Annotated in this window: 16 protein-coding genes; 4 read left to right on the top strand and 12 right to left on the bottom strand. The window is 62.8% G+C overall.

What is annotated here, in order from left to right:
• Positions 1-3: 3 nt before the first annotated feature.
• The 9 genes from rplE to AC1DS5_RS14320 all read right to left on the bottom strand — a co-directional run bounded on the left by rplE (position 4) and on the right by AC1DS5_RS14320 (position 10,053).
• Positions 4-543 carry a 50S ribosomal protein L5 gene (gene rplE / locus AC1DS5_RS14360; RefSeq protein WP_477718934.1) on the bottom strand — a complete coding sequence of 180 codons (540 nt, stop codon included), beginning with the start codon at positions 541-543 and terminating at the stop codon, positions 4-6.
• Between the two features lie 2 nt (positions 544-545).
• Positions 546-866: a 50S ribosomal protein L24 gene (gene rplX / locus AC1DS5_RS14355; protein WP_477718933.1), complete on the bottom strand. Its 321-nt coding sequence runs from the start codon at positions 864-866 to the stop codon at positions 546-548.
• Between the two features lie 9 nt (positions 867-875).
• Positions 876-1,244, bottom strand: a complete 369-nt coding sequence (gene rplN, locus AC1DS5_RS14350; protein WP_007869247.1) for a 50S ribosomal protein L14 — start codon at positions 1,242-1,244, stop codon at positions 876-878.
• Between the two features lie 490 nt (positions 1,245-1,734).
• The gene (locus tag AC1DS5_RS14345; RefSeq protein ID WP_477718932.1) at positions 1,735-3,351 is read right to left on the bottom strand and encodes a glycerol-3-phosphate dehydrogenase/oxidase; all 1,617 of its coding nucleotides are present in this window, start codon (positions 3,349-3,351) and stop codon (positions 1,735-1,737) included.
• A gap of 28 nt (positions 3,352-3,379) precedes the next feature.
• Complete coding sequence (locus AC1DS5_RS14340) at positions 3,380-5,503, bottom strand: TIM-barrel domain-containing protein (RefSeq protein WP_477718931.1); 2,124 nt, start codon at positions 5,501-5,503, stop codon at positions 3,380-3,382.
• 55 nt (positions 5,504-5,558) lie between these two features.
• Positions 5,559-6,560 carry an ABC transporter ATP-binding protein gene (locus AC1DS5_RS14335; protein WP_477718930.1) on the bottom strand — a complete coding sequence of 334 codons (1,002 nt, stop codon included), beginning with the start codon at positions 6,558-6,560 and terminating at the stop codon, positions 5,559-5,561.
• A 27-nt stretch (positions 6,561-6,587) separates the two neighbouring features.
• The gene (locus AC1DS5_RS14330; protein WP_477718929.1) at positions 6,588-7,631 is read right to left on the bottom strand and encodes a carbohydrate ABC transporter permease; all 1,044 of its coding nucleotides are present in this window, start codon (positions 7,629-7,631) and stop codon (positions 6,588-6,590) included.
• Between the two features lie 10 nt (positions 7,632-7,641).
• Positions 7,642-8,631, bottom strand: coding sequence for a carbohydrate ABC transporter permease (locus tag AC1DS5_RS14325; RefSeq protein WP_477718928.1), 990 nt, complete (start codon positions 8,629-8,631; stop codon positions 7,642-7,644).
• Positions 8,632-8,775: 144 nt separating this feature from the next.
• Positions 8,776-10,053, bottom strand: a complete 1,278-nt coding sequence (locus AC1DS5_RS14320; RefSeq protein WP_477718927.1) for an ABC transporter substrate-binding protein — start codon at positions 10,051-10,053, stop codon at positions 8,776-8,778.
• Positions 10,054-10,410: 357 nt separating this feature from the next.
• Between AC1DS5_RS14320 and AC1DS5_RS14315 the strand changes: the two genes are divergently transcribed.
• The 4 genes from AC1DS5_RS14315 to AC1DS5_RS14300 all read left to right on the top strand — a co-directional run bounded on the left by AC1DS5_RS14315 (position 10,411) and on the right by AC1DS5_RS14300 (position 14,132).
• Positions 10,411-11,178: a DeoR/GlpR family DNA-binding transcription regulator gene (locus tag AC1DS5_RS14315; RefSeq protein WP_477719049.1), complete on the top strand. Its 768-nt coding sequence runs from the start codon at positions 10,411-10,413 to the stop codon at positions 11,176-11,178.
• A gap of 39 nt (positions 11,179-11,217) precedes the next feature.
• Positions 11,218-12,711 (top strand): glycerol kinase GlpK, encoded by a 1,494-nt coding sequence (gene glpK / locus AC1DS5_RS14310; RefSeq protein ID WP_477718926.1) that lies wholly within the window; start codon positions 11,218-11,220, stop codon positions 12,709-12,711.
• A gap of 104 nt (positions 12,712-12,815) precedes the next feature.
• Positions 12,816-13,652, top strand: a complete 837-nt coding sequence (gene proC / locus AC1DS5_RS14305) for a pyrroline-5-carboxylate reductase (RefSeq protein ID WP_477718925.1) — start codon at positions 12,816-12,818, stop codon at positions 13,650-13,652.
• Between the two features lie 243 nt (positions 13,653-13,895).
• Positions 13,896-14,132, top strand: coding sequence for a protein tyrosine phosphatase (locus tag AC1DS5_RS14300; protein ID WP_477718924.1), 237 nt, complete (start codon positions 13,896-13,898; stop codon positions 14,130-14,132).
• Positions 14,133-14,484: 352 nt separating this feature from the next.
• Here AC1DS5_RS14300 and ubiA read toward each other — a convergent pair whose 3' ends face one another.
• From ubiA to AC1DS5_RS14285, 3 genes are read right to left on the bottom strand one after another with little or no spacing between them, the layout of a single operon-like run.
• Positions 14,485-15,345 (bottom strand): 4-hydroxybenzoate octaprenyltransferase, encoded by an 861-nt coding sequence (gene ubiA / locus AC1DS5_RS14295; RefSeq protein WP_477718923.1) that lies wholly within the window; start codon positions 15,343-15,345, stop codon positions 14,485-14,487.
• The gene (locus AC1DS5_RS14290) at positions 15,345-16,268 is read right to left on the bottom strand and encodes a Dyp-type peroxidase (RefSeq protein WP_477718922.1); all 924 of its coding nucleotides are present in this window, start codon (positions 16,266-16,268) and stop codon (positions 15,345-15,347) included. The genes ubiA and AC1DS5_RS14290 overlap by 1 nt, the downstream gene beginning before the upstream one ends.
• A gap of 7 nt (positions 16,269-16,275) precedes the next feature.
• Positions 16,276-17,277: a LysR substrate-binding domain-containing protein gene (locus AC1DS5_RS14285; RefSeq protein ID WP_477718921.1), complete on the bottom strand. Its 1,002-nt coding sequence runs from the start codon at positions 17,275-17,277 to the stop codon at positions 16,276-16,278.
• Positions 17,278-17,331: the final 54 nt, after the last annotated feature.

The following is a 17,331-nucleotide window of genomic DNA, read 5'->3' as shown; positions in this document are numbered from 1 at the left end:
GCCTCAGTTCTTGAACGGAAAACGGAAGGCGGTGAGAAGTGCCTTGCACTCTTCATCGGTCTTGGCCGTTGTGGTGATGCTGATATTGAGACCGCGCAGGGCGTCGACCTTGTCGTACTCAATTTCAGGGAAAATGATCTGCTCTTTCACGCCGATGTTGTAATTTCCGCGGCCATCAAAGGCGCGACCGGAAATACCGCGAAAGTCACGAACACGCGGCAGGGCCACGGTCACGAAACGATCGAGGAACTCATACATCTGCACGCCGCGCAGCGTCACCATGCAACCAATGGGCAGGTCTTCGCGGATCTTGAAACCGGCGATAGCCTTTTTGGCCTTGGTCACAACAGGCTTCTGGCCGGCAATCTTGGCCATGTCGCTCACAGCGTTGTCCATGACCTTCTTGTCTGCAACAGCCTCGCTCACACCCATGTTGAGCGTGATCTTGGTGATGCGCGGAACCTGCATGGGCGAGGTGTAGCCGAATTTCTCAATCAGGCTGGGCGCGATTTTTTCGCGGTATTGATCTTGCAAGCGTGCCATGTTTATGCAGCCTTAATTTCGTCGCCGCTGGACTTGAAGACGCGCACTTTTTTGCCGTCTGCCAACAACTTGATGCCAACCCGATCCGCCTTGCCCGTTGCAGCATTGAAAATGGCCACATTGGACTGGTGAATCGGCATGCTTTTCTCGACGATGCCGCCGGTGGCGCCCTTGAGCGGGTTGGGCTTGGTGTGTTTTTTCACCAGGTTGACCCCATCCACCAGCACGTGGCTGTCGTCTTTGCGCAGCGAAACCGTGCCGCGCTTGCCTTTATCGCGACCTGCGATCACGATGACTTCGTCGCCTTTGCGAATCTTGTTCATGGGGCGTCCTTACAGAACTTCAGGAGCCAGAGACACGATCTTCATGAACTTCTCAGTGCGCAACTCGCGCGTCACTGGTCCGAAGATGCGGGTGCCGATAGGCTCCAGCTTGGCGTTAAGCAACACTGCCGCGTTGCCATCGAATTTGACGAGCGAACCATCGCCGCGGCGGATGCCCTTGGCGGTGCGAACGACCACAGCACTGTAAACCTCGCCTTTTTTGACGCGGCCACGGGGAGCGGCTTCTTTGATGCTCACCTTGATGACATCACCAACGCTGGCGTACCGGCGCTTGGATCCGCCCAGCACCTTGATGCACATCACGGATTTAGCACCCGTGTTGTCAGCAACATCGAGTTTGGATTGCGTTTGAATCATTTAAATTTAGTCCCAACTTGCACCAGAAAGCCGCATTGCAAAATCCTCGGATCCCGCAAGCCACAGCCCAGTCAGTCTTGGGCCCGTCGTCCACATCACAAACCACTTGCAATGCTTCCGCTGGGCAGAATTCTTCGCCTTTTTCACAGCGAAGCCCACGATTATGGCCGAATCCCAAAGCACTGTCAACTGCCTCTTGTGAAAATAACCCCACAATTACAGCCAGAGACGCCCGCTGGGGCCGGCAGACCAACCGGGTGGCATATTCGGGGAAGCGTCCGCTACGCCCGGGCCCGCGCAAGGCCAGTGACGATATTTACGGGCAAATCGGGCCTTAGCCTAATATTCACCGGGATAAGCAGCTACCAAAAGAGTAGCAAAATTCGCTTCATTGCTGGCTTCATGGTTGAGTTGCGGTGATGGGGATGGTGGCGTTAGTGGTGACCGGATCACCGAAGCCCTCCGTGGCGGTTTCGGGCCGTTCAGTCGTTCAACTCGTTCCGGCTGGCAAGCTGAGGTACTGGCCACAAAGCGCCTGAAATGCCTCCAGCTGCGGATCGACCCCGTTTTCCTGCAGAAGCAGTGCCGCCACCCCGGGCGCCAGCGACCGGGCCTGGGCCGCGTCCAGGAACAGCAGGCGGGAGCGACGAGCCAGCACGTCTTCCACGCAACGCGCGTACTCGTAACGGGCAGCAAACCGCACCATGGCTTCCGTCAGCCCCCCTCCCAGTTCATGGTCGGCGCCCGGCAGGCTCTGCACGGCTGCGGCTTCACTTCCGTACAAGTGAACGCCCGGCGCATCGCTTATCTTATGGCCGGCATCCTGAGCGCCCACTAACTTCAGGTGGGTCGTCACGGTACCCGCACGCCCCGGGAGCAGGCCCGCGGCGAAGCAGGTGTCCAGCACATCCTCAGCCATGGCCCGGTAAGTGGTCCACTTGCCCCCGGTCACTGTGACCAGACCGCTGTTGCTGACCCGCACCGTGTGTTCCCGCGACAGGGCCTGGGTTCTCTCCGCATGGTCATCAGACGGCTTGACCAGGGGCCGCAGGCCGACCCAGATGCTTTTGATGTCGGACGGGCCGGGCGCGCGGCTCAGGTAGCGCGCCGATTCGCGCAGTATGAAATCAACCTCTTCCTTGAACGGCAGCGGCTCGCGGGCCAAATCATGCCGCGGCGTATCGGTGGTCCCCAAAATGGTTTTACCCAGCCAGGGCACGGCAAACAGCACCCGGCCGTCAGCCGTCTTGGGAATCAGCATCGCGTGGTCGGACGGTAAAAACGACCGGTCCACCACGATGTGCACGCCCTGGCTGGGTACGACCATGGGTTGGGCTTCGCGGCCTGTCGCCTGCCCGTCCTGCAAGCGCAGCTGGTCGACCCAGACACCCGCCGCATTCACCACGCATTTGGCCTTGATCTCAAAAAGGCGACCCGTTTCCTGGTCCTGCGCGTGAAGGCCCGCCAGTTTGCCGTTTTCATGAATCAACCCCGTGGCGGCACAGTAATTGACCAGCAGCGCGCCCTGGCGGGCGGCGGTGCGGGCCAGCGCCAGGGCCAGGCGCGCGTCGTCAAACTGGCCGTCCCAGTACTTGACGCCGCCCCGCAGGCGGCCATTGGGTCCTTGCAACTGGACCGTGGGGAGGTAGCCCAGCGTTTCGGTTCGGCTCAAAAACTCTGTTGGCCCCAGTCCGGCCTTGCCGGCCAGGGCGTCGTACATCTTCAGCCCCACGCCATAAAAAGGCGCTTCCCAGAACTTGTAGGAAGGCATGACAAAAGCCAGGGGCTGCGCCAGGTGCGGCGCATTGGCCAGCAGCGTGGTGCGCTCGTGCAAGGCCTCGCGCACCAATGAAATATTGCCTTGCGCCAGATAGCGCACACCACCATGCACCAGCTTGGTAGCCCGCGACGAGGTGCCTTTGGCAAAGTCGTGCGATTCGACCAGCACGACAGAGAACCCGCGCGCCGCGGCATCAAGCGCCACGCCCAGGCCGGTGGCGCCGCCGCCGATGATGGCGATGTCGTACTGACAGGGTTGGGCCAGCCGGGCGATCAGCTCATGGCGCCGCGTCGGCAGCGGCGTGGATTCAGTTGAAATGGGCCTCATTTTCCGTAGTGGGTGTTGCAAAGTTTCCCTAGCCCGAAAAACTCCGCACGCCGCTCACCGGGTCGTCATGGCGATGACGGCCTGCGACGCCGGCCGCCACCGGAATCGACGCACCGAAGCGGGCAAACAAGGGCAGCGCGGACAGCGGCGCCGCGACCGTGTGCACTTGGCCGGCCTCGAAGCGTGCACCGGTGTGGAAGTCAAACCACGCCTCGGGTCCTTTGGGCAGGTAGACACTGCGTGACGTGGCGCCAGCGTGCACCACCGGAGCGACAAGCAGTGCGTCACCAAGCATGAAGTCGTCGCTGTCGGCGAAACATTGCGCGTCGTCCGGAAAATCATAAAAGGTCGGGCGAATGATGGGTTGGTGCAGACCATGGGCGCGCTCGAAGAGAGACCACAAATACGGCATCAGGGTGTAACGCAGCCGGATCGCTGCAGCCACATCAGCCGTCACCGCCGGGTGCAGCCAGGGCACGTTGACGGTGCCGTCCGTTTTCCAGGAGTTCATCACCATGCGCGGGTTCAGGCTACACGCCTGCACCCAGCGCAAAAACAGTTCAGGGTCAGGTGTCGGGCCGGCGAAGCCGCCGACGTCATGGCCGATGTTGAACATGCCCGACAGGGACATTTGCAGGCCGGTGCGGATGTTCCAGCGCAAAGTTTCCCAGCTGGTGGTGTTGTCGCCGGTCCAGGTTTGCGCGTAGCGCTGGATCCCCGGAGAGCCGCCGCGCGTGACGGTGAAGACCTCTTCGTCAGGGCGGTGCGCGGCCTGCGCCTCAAAGGTTGCACGCGTCATCAGCAAGGGATGCAGGGGGCGTGCGCGGTGCATCGGGATGGCTTCGCCAAAGCCATGGCACATGGCGCCATCGTCCATGATGGCGTATTCGTTGTTGTCGTTCCAGCCGGTATCGATTCCGTAGTCGAGTACCTGCGCCTGCAGGTTCTTTTGCCACCAGGCCACGGCCGAGGGATGGGTGAAGTCGAGGTGGGCACCGACGCCGTCCCAGAATTGCTCCACCACGGGCTGCCCGCTTTGGGCGTCGTGGATAAAGCCGCCCTGCGCGCGCACCTCGCCATAGGCGGGGTGGTCATCGAGCAGGCAGGGCTTGATATTGGCCACCACATGCATGCCGGCCTCATGGAACCTGGCATTCAGCGACTTCGGGTCAGGGAACTTGTCGGTATTCCAGGTGAACACATAACGGCGCTTCCCGCGCGACGAGTAGCCCGATCCGTAATGGAAGGACGAACACGCGATGCCCTCGGCTTCAATGCGCGTGATGAAGGCATCGAGTTGCTTTTGCGCGTCGCTCGCATCGGTCAGCCCCATCGCCGTTTGGGCAAACCCCAACGACCAGCGCGGCGGCAAATGGGTGCCACCGATCAGGCGCACAAACTGCGAGATCACCTCGCCGGGTGTGTCCCCCACCATGACGTAGTAGTCCAGGTCGCCGTCATCGATTTCGACATAGCGAAATAGCTCGTGGTAGTTGTCGTGTTCGCAGCCCAGGTCGAAGGTGCATGCCGACAAGGTGTCGTAATAGATGCCCCACCACTGGCCGCCGGGGGCACGCGTCAGCACAAACGGCCAGTGTTTGTACAGCGGATCACCTTTTTTCGGGTCGTAGCCCAGAGAGTCCAGCGCCAGCGTGCGCAAGCGCCTGCCATGCAGGTCGAGCGGCCCGGTCTTGTCGCCCAGCCCGTAGTAGCGCTCGGCGCGGTCGCGCTGCAAATAGTGCCGGACGGCGCCGGTGCGCTGACTCGCGAAATACGACGAGGTCGCACGGTCGCTGAAGAGCACTCGTCCCTGGCTGTCCTGCCACGACAAGGTCAGTGGATCTTCCTTCACCGTCACCGAGAGAGCGCTGGTACGCAGAGTCACCTCTCCGGCCTGCTCGATCACCCGTGCGCCTGGGCGACTGAATCCGCCGGTGTCGTCGCGCTGGCGCCCGGACCATGCGACGTCCTCGCCGGCGTGCGGCGCGATGGCCCAGGTGCGCGGCTCCCGGTAGCCGGACGCTGGTTTGCAGCGCACGCGAACCATGGCGGATTCCAGCACCTGAATGCTGAAGCCAGCGCCGCCTTCGATCGACAGATCGACGCCGTGTTCGTGCGCTTGGGTGACGCGGGCGCGTCCGAATGTCTTCATTGGTTTCTCCTGTTGAATGATTTACCCAGGACCGGATATGCCGGCAGGGTTTGGCTTACAAGCGCAGGCCGTTCTGGTCGAAGCAATGCACGTGCTCCGGCGGCACGGAAACCTTCACGGTGTCGCCGCACCGGATGGATGTCTGTCCGCTCAGGATGATCTCGAATGGCGCATCCGGCACCACATTGCCGCGCAGGACGCTGGTGCTGCCGAGCTGCTCGACCTGCGACACGACCAAGCTCAGTGGACCGCTGTCGGAAAGCTGTGCATGCTCGGGTCGGATGCCCACCGTGTGGGTGCCCGGCTTCGCCATGGGCAGGTGCATCACCGGCACGAAGTTCATGCGCGGGCTGCCGATGAAGCCAGCCACGAACTCGTTGCAGGGCCGGTTGTACAACTCCAGCGGCGCGCCGATCTGCTCGATGCGACCGGCGCGCAGTACCACGATCTTGTCGGCCATGGTCATGGCCTCGACCTGGTCGTGCGTCACGTAGATCATGGTGGCACCCAGGCGGGCGTGCAGGTCGCGGATCTCGGCCCGCATCGACACGCGCAGTTCGGCATCGAGGTTGGACAGCGGCTCGTCGAACAGGAAGAGCTTGGGCTCGCGCACGATCGATCGGCCAATGGCCACACGCTGGCGCTGCCCGCCAGAAAGCTGCGTCGGCTTGCGCTGCAGCAGCTGTTCAAGCTTCAGCATCCTGGCCGCCGCCTGGACCTTGGTCTCGATGACCGACTTGGCCACGCCCAGGTTTTCGAGGCCGAATGCCATGTTGTCGTAGACGCTCATGTGCGGGTACAACGCGTACGACTGGAACACCATGGAGCAGCCCCGGTGCGCAGCGGGAACCTCATTGACGCCCTTGCCGTCGATGCGGATCTCACCGGTGGTGGCGGGTTCCAGCCCGGAGATGATGCGCAGCAGCGTGGATTTACCGCAGCCCGAGGGGCCGACGAAGACGACGAATTCACCGCTGGAAACCGTGAGGTCCACGCCATGGATGGTCGTGATCTTGTCAAAGGTCTTGACGATGTTGGAGAGTTGGAGAGTAGCCACGAAAGTGTCCCGTGTTGATGTCAGGCTTTACTTGACGCCGGCGCTGGCGATACCGGTGGCGATGTACTTCTGCAGGAAAGTGAAAACCAGGGTGATCGGAATCAGGGTGATGACCGTCATGGCCAGCAGGTAGTGCCATTGGGTATTGAGTTCGCCCTGGAAGGCGTTGAGTGCCAGTTGCAGCGTGAAGTTTTCCGACTTGGACAGCACGATCAGTGGCCACAGGAAGTCGTTCCAGCGCCACATGAACGAGAAGATGGCCAGCACCGCCATGGCGGGCGCAGCCAGCGGCAGGATGATCTTCCAGTAGATGCGCCATTCGCTGGCGTTGTCCATGCGCGCGGCCTCGAGCAGCTCGTCGGGAATCGTCAGCATGTACTGGCGCAGCAGGAACACGCCGGTGGGCGTGGCGACCGCGGGCAGGATCACGCCCCACAGGTTGTTCAGCAAGCCCATGCTGGAGATCACCAGGAACGCCGGCACCAGGATGATGGTGGGCGGGACCATCAAGGTCGCGATGATGACCAGGAAAACGGTCTTCTGGCCGGTGAACCGGTACTTGGACAAGGCGAACGCCGCCATGGAGTTGATCAGCAGCGTGATGAGGGTGGCGACCACGGTGATGAACACGCTGTTCCACAAGTAGGTGCCGAAGGCGAACTTGCCGAACAGCTCGGTGTAGTTGCCGCCGGCGAACCTCAGTTCGTTCACCGGCTTGCGCTCATTGATGTTGACGCGGACCTCGGTTTGCGGCTGCTGCGGATCCACCATGGTGGCGACGATGCCAATGCGGCGTACCTGAGCCAGCTCGCGCGTGCTGCCCTGCTCGTCCTTGACCAGGTACAGCGGCAAGGGTTGGTCGTGACCTGGCACCACCGCCGTCTTCTGGCTGTAGGGCAGGAAGCTGGGGGGAAACTGGCTCAGCGCGCTTTCGGTCTTGAAGGACGACATGACGAGCCAGAGCACCGGCCCGAACATGACCACCAGCCCGAGCAGAAGATAGCCGTAGGAGACCCAGTCGGTCCAGTGCAAGCGGCTGCGGCCGCGGGTACGGGTGAGGAAATTCGCCATCGCTCGGTCCTTATTTCTTTGCTTTTCCGGCTTCACCGGCCCTGGACAGCCGCAACTGCGCCAGCGTCAGCGCCATGAGGCCGACAGCGAGGATCAACGAGGCGGCTGCGGCCAGACCGTACAAGTGGATCTGCTCGGCAAAACCGGTCTGGTAGATGTACTGCACGATGAAGGTGGTGGCCGATCCCGGGCCGCCGCCGGTGAGCACGAACACCTCGTCGAAGATCTGCACCGCGCGGATCATCAGCAGCACCAGCACCACGATCAGGTTGGGCATGAGCAGCGGCAGCGTGATGCGCGACAACACGCGCCACGGTGGGGCGGCATCCATCTCGGCGGCCTCATACACGTCTTTCGGGATGGCCTGCAAGCCCGCCAGCAGGATCAGGGTGTAGAAACCCATGTGGGCCCAGATAGACACCACCACCACCCAGAAAAAGGCCCAGTGCCTGTCCAGCAGCCAGTTGATGGGCTCGGCGCCCACGCCCACCAGGCCGGCGTTGAGCACGCCCTGGCTTTGCAGCAGCCATTTCCAGATCAGCGCCACCACCACCGGCGACAGCAGCACGGGGTAGAAGAACACGCCGCGCCAGAAGCCGCGCCCGATGATCTTGCGGTTCAGCACGAGGGCCGTGGCCAATGAGAAGAACAGCATCAGCACGACCTGGATCAGGCTGAACTTGACCGTGCTGAAGATCGAGCGCAAGAAGATGTCCGTGCGGCAGCTCTGCAGGTCCGTGTAATCGCGGCATTCCAGCAGGGTGACGAAGTTCTCCATCCCGGTGAAGGGCCGCTGCGTGGGCAGAAGGTTCACACCGCCGGTCACCGCATACGCCAGATTGATCACGATCGGCAGGAGCGTGAACAGGCCAATCACCAGCAGATTCGGCCCGACAAAGAGCCAGCCGATGCGCGAGGCGCCGAGCCATTTCTGGCCAAGCCGGAACACCGGCTCGAACAGGTTGAAGCAAAAGCCCAAGAAGGCTGAGAAGACTGACATACCGACTCCGATCTACTGTCCCGTGACGCCGCCAGCGCCGCTGCCTTATTCCAGAGACACCGCGGAACTGGCTCCGCCAGGCCGCAGGTGTCGCCCCCTGCAAGGGGGGAGGAGCGACACGCAGTGCGCGACTTGGGGGTGAACCTACTTCCCCGCCTGCTTGACCGCTTCTGCCATGTCGGCGCTGATCTTGGTGACGGCTTCGTCCACGCTGATCTCGCCAACAATGGCCTGCGTGACGCGGGTCACGGTCGGCAGCATCAGGGCGCGGTTGTACTTGTAGCCCTGCAGCGCGTAGGCAGGCGGCGCCAAACTCGCGGTGCCGCTGGTGAACACGCCGAGTGCGGCCTGGGCCGCGGGGCCGGCGCTCGGGTAGCTCACGCCCTTCTTGGCCACGCCAGCATGGGCCGGGATATTGTTGGTCTTGGACGCGAATTCGGCGACGTTGGCTTCTTGCGCCATGAAGTCGAGGAACTGGCCCACTTCCTTCGGCGACTTGGTCGTCTTCAGCGCAGCCCAGGCGGCACCGCCGGGCATGCCGGTGCAGGCCGCCGGGCCGCACGGATTCGGCACGGCGACCCAATCGAACGCGTTGCCGATTTCCTTCTGCATGCGGTTGATCTGCCAGGAACCCGACAGGATCATCACCAGACGGCCGTTCTTGAACTCACCCACGGTATCGGCATAACTGGAGCCGCCCGAGCCGCCCCACGCGTCCTTCAGCATGGTGCCGTCCTTGTGCCAGTCGACGAACTTGCGCACAGTGGTCTTGTAGCCGTCGTCCAACACCAGATTGCCCTTGGCGTCGAAGATCTTGGCGCCATAGCTGATGGCCGGGCCTGCGAAGCGGTGGCCCGAGCGGTCCCAGGCCATGGCGGCCGGCGTCTGCGTGGCCTTGGCCACCTTGCGTGCCGCGTCGACCCACTCTTCCCAGGTCGCTTTCGGCCCGGGCATGGCAATCTTGGCTTGTTCGAACAGCGTCTTGTTGACAAACGGGCCGGTCATCGTCAACTGCGACATGAAGCCGTAGATGCCCTTGTCGCTGGCGCTGGGCCGCAGCCAGGGCAGGGTGGCACCGAAGTTCGCTTCCCAGTATTTGCGGTCCTTCACATAGGGGCTAATGTCCAGGTAGTACTTCGACAGCCCACCCAGGTCGGTGAGGCGCGCAATATCCGGGCCCTGCCCCGCAGCCAGCTGCACCGGTAGCTGCTCCAGAATCGTCTTGAACGGGACGACGTCAAGAATCACCTTGGTGCCGGCGTTTTGGGCCTCAAAACGTTTTGCCAGTGCGGCCGTGACGTCGCACTCGTTGCCATCCTGGTAACACATTACACGGATGTCTGCAGCGCATACCGACACAGGCAACGCAACTACGGCTGCCACCACAGCGGCCAAGCCATTCCTGGAAACACGAACTTTCATAGTGAAATCCTTCATAACGTTCATGGTGAAATCCTTCAAAGCAGTGGAACTTGGGCCTGGCGAACCGACATAGTCACGCCTTTGCCGATTGGCCGACTTTCTTACTGGCGTGATCAAGGGCCAGAGCCGCATCACGCCACCCTGGACAAAACGGGGCCGCGCGGCACGGCGGCAACGAGCGCCGCGCCCTGAAAAAATGAAATGGCGAACAACACAGATACTCCCTGCATGGCTTTGTCAAAGTTCGAATATGTTCTATTGTTGTTCTTTTTTGATTGTTTTATCTAATAGTTTTCCCTTAGTATTTTCCTTTTGTTTCGATATAGAGTGTGAAAAACTCTTGTCATGCATACCCTCGTGAACTCCAATCCCCGGCAAATCAAGCTTCTTGACTTCGTGCGCGCCCATGGCGCGGCTTCGGTTGAACAACTCGCCGACAAGCTGGGCGTCACCCTGCAGACCGTGCGGCGCGATGTGCAGCGCCTGGCGGATGCCGGTTTGCTGGCGCGCTTTCATGGCGGTGTGCGGGTGCCCAGCTCCACCATAGAAAACATTGCGCACCAGCAACGCAAAAATCTCAGCGCAGAAGGAAAGGCGCGCATTGCCCGTGCCGTGGCCCAGCGCGTACCCAACGACTGCTCGCTGATCCTCAATATCGGCACCACGACGGAGGCCGTTGCCAAGGCACTGCTGCATCACAAGGGACTGCGGGTCATCACCAACAACCTGAATGTGGCGGAGATTTTGTGTGACAACCCCGACTGCGAGGTCATCGTGGCCGGCGGCGTGGTGCGCGCGCGCGACCGCGGCATTGTGGGTGAGGCTGCCGTCGATTTCATGCGCCAGTTCCGGGTGGACATCGCCATCATCGGCATTTCCGGCATCGAGCCCGACGGTTCCCTGCGCGACTTTGACTACCGGGAGGTCAAGGTGGCGCAGACCATCATTGAGCACGCCCGCGAGATCTGGCTGGCCGCCGACAGCAGCAAGTTCAACCGCCCGGCCATGGTCGAGCTGGCCCGACTGTCGCAAATTGACCGTCTGTTCACCGATATGCCGCCGCCCGAGCCTTTTCCCGCCTTGCTGGAAGAGGCCGACGTCAGCTGTGAAATAGCCCACCCCTGAGCCGGCACGGCCACCCAACCCCCTCCACACGGAAGCGCCATGACTTACCTGCTCGCCCTTGACCAGGGCACCTCCAGCTCCCGCAGCATTGTGTTTGACGAGCTGGGCCACATCGTGGCCCTGGCCCAGCAGGAACTGCCCCAGATCTATCCCAGGCCGGGCTGGGTCGAACATGACCCGATGGAAATCTGGCGCACCCAGCTGGCCACGGCGCGCGAAGCGCTCGGCAAAGCGGGACTGAAAGCGAGCGACATTCGCGCCCTGGGCATCACCAACCAGCGCGAAACCACGGTGGTATGGCACCGCGCGACCGGCCAACCCATCCATAACGCCATCGTCTGGCAGGACCGACGCGCCGAAGCGACCTGCGCACAACTGCGCGAGCAGGGCAAGGAAGCGCTGATCCAGGCCAAAACCGGGCTGCTCATCGATGCGTATTTTTCCGGCACCAAGCTCAAGTGGCTGCTCGACAACGTACCCGGCGCGCGCGCGCAGGCCGAGCGCGGCGAGCTGGCCTTTGGCACCATCGACAGCTGGCTGATGTGGCAACTGACGGGCGGTGCGCTGCATGCCACCGACGTGAGCAATGCCTCGCGCACCATGCTGTTCAATGTGCACAGCAACCAGTGGGATGCCGAGCTGCTGGACCTGCTGGGTATTCCCGCTTCGCTCATGCCCCAGGTGCTGCCGTCCAGCGCGCACTACGGTGAAACCCGGCCCGAACTGCTGGGCCACGCGATAGCGATTGGCGGCGTCGCCGGCGACCAGCAAAGTGCGCTATTCGGCCAGGCCTGCTTCAAGGCAGGCATGGCCAAAAACACCTATGGCACGGGCTGCTTCATGCTGATGCACACCGGCACGCAATTCCAGACCTCCCGCAACGGCCTGCTGACCACCAGCGCCGCACAAACCACGGCACACCCCGAATTTGCCATGGAAGGTAGCGTGTTTGTCGGTGGTGCGGTGGTGCAGTGGCTGCGCGATGGCCTGCATGCCATCAAGGGCAGCGGCGAGGTGCAGGCGCTGGCGCAAAGCGTTCCCGACTCCGGCGGCGTCATGATGGTGCCGGCCTTCACCGGCCTGGGCGCCCCCTACTGGAAACCCGATGCCCGCGGCACCATCACCGGGCTGACCCGCGGCACGACGGTGGCCCATATTGCGCGTGCCGCACTGGAAAGCATTGCCTACCAGAGTGCCGCCCTGCTACAGGCCATGAGCCGGGATGCGGTGAGCAATGGTGCTGCGCCCTTGGCCGAGCTGCGCGTTGACGGCGGGGCCTGCGCCAATGATTTGCTGATGCAGTTCCAGGCCGACCTGCTGGGCATTCCGGTGCTGCGACCGGCGGTGATTGAAACCACCGCCCTGGGCGCGGCTTACCTGGCCGGCCTTTCCAGCGGGGTGTACCGCAGCACGGACGAGCTGTCCGGCATGTGGCGCGCAGAGCGGACGTTTTTGCCCACCCTGGGCGCCGACAGCGCGGCGGCACTGATGAACCGGTGGGAGCATGCCGTCAGGCAGACGGTGCTTCAATAGCCTTGGCCACCCTTGGCCACCCTTGGCTACCGCGCTGTTCGGCGACAATCCCTTATCGCGCGGATGTTTCAAAGCCGGGCGGATTTTTAGCGAGCGATTGATCCATGAGCACCCAAAACCCTGGCAGCAACGAACACATCGCCTTCATCGGCGGCGGCAACATGGCCAGCGCCGTCATTGGCGGCCTGCTCAAGCAGGGCCTTCCGGCCGGGCAGATCCAGGTGGTGGAACCTTTTGCCGAGCAGCGGGCCAAGCTTGTGCAGCAGTTTGGCGTGGCGGTCAGCGACGCCCCGGGCGCTTCGCTAAGCAGCGCCGGCCTGGTTGTCTGGGCCGTCAAGCCCCAGACCTTCAAGGAGGCGGCAGCGCAGACCCGCGCCCACACTCAGGCCGCCCTGCACCTCAGCGTGGCCGCCGGCATCCGCTCGGACAGCATTGCGCAGTGGCTGGGCACCCAGCGCGTGGTGCGCTCCATGCCCAATACGCCGGCACTGGTGGGCAAGGGCATGACGGCGCTGTTTGCCCGCCCCGCCGCCACCGCCGCGGACCGGGCAGCGGTCGAGCGCGTGATCCAGACCACCGGCGAGTATTTGTGGCTGAATGACGAAGTGCAGCTGGACGCCGTGACCGCACTCTCCGGCTCGGGCCCGGCCTACGTGTTTTACTTCCTCGAGGCCATGATCCAGGCAGGCATGGACATGGGCCTCGACGGCGCGCAGGCCCGCAAGCTGGCCGTGGGAACCTTCGTCGGTGCCTCGGCGCTGGCCCACGCGTCGGACGAGCCGCCCGAAGTCCTGCGCGCCCGCGTCACTTCCAAGGGCGGTACCACCTATGCAGCGCTCACCTCGATGGAGCAGGCTGGCATCAAGCAGCAGTTCATGCAGGCCATCGAGGCCGCCCGGCAACGCGCTGGCGAGTTGGGTGACGAGTTCGGCGCCACCTGATCCCCTTCTATTAGTCTTAGTCCGTTCTATTTTTCCGGCAACAAGATGTTTCGGGGCAAAGCCGTCGTCTTCATCTAACCCGACCAACCCACCAAGCGAAATTTCGGCGCAAGCACAGCCGGCGTCAACCCTGCAACACCCGCAAGCGTTGAAACACGGCGCATGTACCGCCGCTCAGCCCCACCGGGGCCATGATCCGGGCAAGATGCGCTCACAAAAACTTTCTAACATCCGGAATTCAACATGAAAAAATTACTGTCCATCCTCGCCAGCGCCACCGTACTGGCCCTGCCCCTGGCTGCCGTCTCCACGCAGGCCTCCGCACAAACCGGCGCGCCCGTAGCCGCTCCCGCTACGGCGCCGGCCGCAGCACCCGCTGACCAGGCGACCCCGCCCAAGGCGAAGACCTCCGTCAAGAAAAAAAGCAAAGCCAAAGCCAAGCGCAAGGCCAAAGCCACATCGACCAAAAAAGCGATTTGACCCAACGGCACGGTAGCTGGCTGTCCGGGGCACCCGGACAAGTCAGTTGAAGGTCCTGAACAGCCCGCCGCGCGCGGGCTTTTTCTTTTTAACCTAGAAACGGCAGTTGGATGCGTCCGAGTGCGTCGTGATCGGCGTGGCAGGCAAGGCGTGACAACGCAGTGGGCTTGTGCCCACAAGGCGGAGCAACGCCGCATGGCGCGTCGAGCACGGTGCAATCGGACGCATAGCGCTGTTACCTAGAAGGTGAACCCAATCGACGAGGGGAAAGTCAATGTGCATTCGGCTTTCCTGAAGTTTGCGAGCGGTCAACTGCTGTTTCTAGGTTTAATGCAGGCCGGTCAGCCCGGACTCAAGCCACCAGATAAGACAAGGCAATGCCGGCAAACACCGTGCATCCCAGCCAGTGGTTCAGGCGAAACGCCTTGAAGCAGTCGTCGCGCTCGCGTTTGCGGATCAACCAGCCATGCCACAGCGCCTGCAGCCCTGCCAGCCCAATGGCCATCCAATAAATGGCTGCTTGCGGAATGTCGGCAAGGGCCAGAGCCCAAACTGACAGGTACAGCAGGTAACTGAGCATGACCCCCGCCACATCGAACCGCCCCAGCGTGATGGCCGAGGTTTTCATGCCTATCTTCAAATCATCGTCGCGGTCCACCATGGCGTACTCGGTGTCGTAGGCAATCACCCAGAACAGGTTGCCCAGCAGCAGCACCCAGGCCAGCAGCGGCACGCGGGACTGCACGGCGGCAAACGCCATCGGAATGCCAAAACTGAAAGCCACGCCCAGCACCGCCTGCGGCATGGACACATAACGCTTGGCAAACGGGTACACCAGTGTGACGGCCAGCGCGGCAAACGACCAGGCGATGGTGGTGGCATTGGTGGTCAGCACCAGGCCAAACGCCAGCAGGGCCAGCACGGCGCCCAGCCACAGCGCCTCCTTGACCGAGACCGCGCCGCTGGTGACCGGCCGCTGGGCCGTGCGCTTGACGTGCCGGTCAAAGTCCCGGTCCGCCACATCATTGACGCAGCAGCCTGCGCTGCGCATCAGGATGGTGCCCAGCGTGAACACCGTCAGCAAGTGCCAGCCCGGAAATCCGTGCGCGGCCACCCACAGCGCCGACAGCGTAGGCCAGAGCAGCAGCAGCCAGCCCGCCGGACGGTTCCATCGGATCAGCGCAAGGTAAAGATCCAGTTTGCGGCGCAGCATCACAAGCCGAGCTGCCGCAAATCAAGCCGGCCTGCATGCATGGGCGGACACCACAGGTAAGCGCCGCTGACCGGCCTGGAGATACGAAACATCGCATCGACAATGCCATCGTCCAGCCCCACCATGCGGCGCATCTGTGCTTCAAACGCATCCAACGAGCGGCCAAACGCCACAAACACCAAACCAGCCTTGCTGCCGCCCGGCGCATGCAAGGCCCACGGCATGGAGCGCCGCAGCACAAAAGCCTCGGGTTGAAAGCTTTCCTGTGCGGTGCGCTTGACATGGGCCGATTCGGGCGCGTCCTCCAGCTCCTCGTTGTCGCTGCGCCGCCTGCCTATGGTGTCGTCCTGCTCGGGTGGGCTCATGGCTTCAAATGCATCAAAGTCATGCAGCCATTGCTGCACCGCGACGAAACTCGATCCGTCGAGGCCCACCCCCTGCCCCTGCACGAAGGCTGCGGCCTCGGCCGCCTCGCCTTTGGGGTTTTCGGTGCCGTCTTCGTAGCCCGTCAGGTCCCGGCCGTGGCCCGTCGGACCCTGACCATGGCGAAAGGACTCGATCACGCGATCCAGGTGAAGTGCCGGGGCCAGCGCTTGTTCAAGTCGCCGCGTCAGCAACACCAGATCGCCCCGGTCGCTACCGCGCAGCCACAGGCACAGCGCGACGGGCGTGACCGGAAGCTCAATACCACCGCCCGAGAGCGCCGGGAAGTCGCGCAGGCCCGGGACTGCCGCACCCAACGCCGTGACAAGTCCGGCGCCGAATGCCGCCACCACGGCCTGGCCATCCGCCAGCGGGGCGAGCCGCTGCAGGCTTTGGCGCAGCGCCGCCGGCTGCTCGGCCGCAGAGGCTGTGATGGAGAAAAAAGCGTAGCGCCCGACGGTGGGCACCGCTTGCGAAATTCCAGGTTGGGAAAGGCTCATCTTTGCATCAGGACAGTCGTGTGACACCCGGCAGCTCGCAGGCGTAAATGGCATTGCGCAGCGCGGCAATTGCTTCGTAGCGCGTAAAACTGCGGCGCCAGGCCAGCACCACGCGCCGGCTCGGCACGTGCCCTTCGAACGGCAGGTATTTGATGAAGTTGGGCTGCGCGGCAGCCGCAGCGGCCGCGGCGGCCATCGCAGCCTTGCCTTTGGCGGGTTTTTTGGCGACCGGCGCCTCAATCAGCGCTTCCTTGGGCACACCCAGACGCGGCACCAGCGTGATACCCATGCCCGCAGCTACCATGTGCTTGATGGTTTCCAGCGACGAGCCTTCAAAGCTCTTGCGGATGCCGTCGGTGCTGCTGGAAAAGCGCGCGAACTCCGGACAGACCTCCAGCACATGGTCGCGAAAGCAGTGCCCGTTGCCCAGCAGCAGCATGGTTTCCTTCTTGAGCTCTTCGGCAGACACGCTGACGCGCGCAGCTAGTATGTGCGCGCTGGGAACGGCCGCCATGAAGGGCTCATCGTAGAGCGGCGCAATCGCCAGGTTGGTGTCGGGAAACGGCTCGGCCAGGATGGCGCAGTCAATCTCGCCGGTGCGCAACTCCTCCAGCAGTTTGACGGTGAAGTTTTCCTGCAGCATCAGCGGCATTTGCGGCGTATGGGCAATCGCCTGTCGCACCAGGTCGGGCAGCAGGTAGGGGCCAATCGTGTAGATCACCCCCAACCGCAAGGCGCCAGCCAGCGGGTCTTTGCCGCGCTTGGCAATTTCGCGGATGTTCTCGGCCTGCTCCAGCACGCTTTGCGCCTGGCGAACAATCTCTTCGCCCAGCGGCGTGACGGTAATTTCATTGGCATTGCGCTCAAACAGCTTGACCTGCAGCTCTTCCTCGAGCTTCTTGATGGCGACGCTGAGCGTCGGCTGCGAGACATGGCAGGCCTCGGCGCCCTTGCCAAAATGCTTTTCCCGGGCCACGGCGACGATGTATTTGAGTTCGGTCAGCGTCATGGGCTTATTGTCCTGCTTTTCGCTCAGGGAAGCGGATTGCGTTTGTTGAGGTCG

It is taken from the genome of Polaromonas sp. P4_H1, from assembly GCF_056400945.1.
Note: the sequence above shows the minus strand (reverse complement) of the source record. Positions and strands in the feature narration are given on the sequence as shown.

Bases quoted from the DNA above. Each gene is read 5' to 3' on its own strand.
- rplE (WP_477718934.1), bottom strand. From the start codon at position 543: ATGGCACGCTTGCAAGATCAATACCGCGAAAAAATCGCGCCCAGCCTG.
- rplX (WP_477718933.1), bottom strand. From the start codon at position 866: ATGAACAAGATTCGCAAAGGCGACGAAGTCATCGTGATCGCAGGTCGC.
- rplN (WP_007869247.1), bottom strand. From the start codon at position 1,244: ATGATTCAAACGCAATCCAAACTCGATGTTGCTGACAACACGGGTGCT.
- AC1DS5_RS14345 (WP_477718932.1), bottom strand. From the start codon at position 3,351: ATGAGGCCCATTTCAACTGAATCCACGCCGCTGCCGACGCGGCGCCAT.
- AC1DS5_RS14340 (WP_477718931.1), bottom strand. From the start codon at position 5,503: ATGAAGACATTCGGACGCGCCCGCGTCACCCAAGCGCACGAACACGGC.
- AC1DS5_RS14330 (WP_477718929.1), bottom strand. From the start codon at position 7,631: ATGGCGAATTTCCTCACCCGTACCCGCGGCCGCAGCCGCTTGCACTGG.
- AC1DS5_RS14325 (WP_477718928.1), bottom strand. From the start codon at position 8,631: ATGTCAGTCTTCTCAGCCTTCTTGGGCTTTTGCTTCAACCTGTTCGAG.
- AC1DS5_RS14320 (WP_477718927.1), bottom strand. From the start codon at position 10,053: ATGAAAGTTCGTGTTTCCAGGAATGGCTTGGCCGCTGTGGTGGCAGCC.
- glpK (WP_477718926.1), top strand. From the start codon at position 11,218: ATGACTTACCTGCTCGCCCTTGACCAGGGCACCTCCAGCTCCCGCAGC.
- proC (WP_477718925.1), top strand. From the start codon at position 12,816: ATGAGCACCCAAAACCCTGGCAGCAACGAACACATCGCCTTCATCGGC.
- AC1DS5_RS14300 (WP_477718924.1), top strand. From the start codon at position 13,896: ATGAAAAAATTACTGTCCATCCTCGCCAGCGCCACCGTACTGGCCCTG.
- ubiA (WP_477718923.1), bottom strand. From the start codon at position 15,345: ATGCTGCGCCGCAAACTGGATCTTTACCTTGCGCTGATCCGATGGAAC.
- AC1DS5_RS14290 (WP_477718922.1), bottom strand. From the start codon at position 16,268: ATGAGCCTTTCCCAACCTGGAATTTCGCAAGCGGTGCCCACCGTCGGG.
- AC1DS5_RS14285 (WP_477718921.1), bottom strand. From the start codon at position 17,277: ATGACGCTGACCGAACTCAAATACATCGTCGCCGTGGCCCGGGAAAAG.